The sequence below is a fragment of the Deinococcus rhizophilus genome (assembly GCF_030271215.1).
Classification (GTDB): domain Bacteria; phylum Deinococcota; class Deinococci; order Deinococcales; family Deinococcaceae; genus Deinococcus; species Deinococcus rhizophilus.
In genome coordinates this window covers 1-809 of sequence record NZ_JASNGB010000351.1, presented here as the reverse complement: position 1 = coordinate 809, position 809 = coordinate 1, and the positions used below count along the sequence as shown (strand labels likewise).

Genomic DNA, 809 nt, shown 5'->3' with positions numbered 1-809 from the left:
GTGCCCCCCGGCCTCCGCGAGGGCGGCCCTGGCCTCGGCCTCGCCCGCGCCGGTCGCGTGGCAGGTCAGGGCCAGGGCGCGGGCCCCCAGCTTGGCGTTGCTGGCCCGCACGTCCACCATCAGGTTGCCGTAGACCTTGCCCAGCCGGACCATCAGGGCGCTCGACAGCGTGTTCAGGGCGATCTTCTGCGCCGTGCCCGCCTTGAGCCGCGTGCTCCCGCTGATCACCTCCGGGCCGGTGTCCAGCAGCACCGGGCAGTCCACCGCCGCCAGCAACGGCGTGCCGGGATTGTTGGCGAGGCCCANGTCCACCATCAGGTTGCCGTAGACCTTGCCCAGCCGGACCATCAGGGCGCTCGACAGCGTGTTCAGGGCGATCTTCTGCGCCGTGCCCGCCTTGAGCCGCGTGCTCCCGCTGATCACCTCCGGGCCGGTGTCCAGCAGCACCGGGCAGTCCACCGCCGCCAGCAACGGCGTGCCGGGATTGTTGGCGAGGCCCACGGTCAGCGCCCCCGCCGCCCGCGCCCCCCGCGCCGCCCCCAGCACGTAGGGGGTGGTGCCGCTGGCCGCCAGAAGGATCACCACATCGGTCGGCCCCACGTCCGCGCCGCCCACGTCCGCCTCGCCCAGCGCGGGGTCGTCCTCGGCGCCCTCGACCGCCCGCCGGATCGCGGGGTCGCCCCCGGCGATCATCCCGACGGCCCGCTCAGGCGGCCAGGAAAAGGTCGGCGGCAGCTCGGTCGCGTCCAGAATGCCCAGCCGCCCACTCGTCCCCGCGCCCAGGTACAGCAGCCGCCCGCCCGAGTGCA

1 pseudogene is annotated in these 809 nt (G+C 74.9%); it reads right to left on the bottom strand.

The window, feature by feature from the left end:
- Positions 1-291: 291 nt before the first annotated feature.
- Positions 292-809: pseudogene (locus tag QOL99_RS18045) on the bottom strand (N-acetylmuramic acid 6-phosphate etherase); the annotation flags it as partial.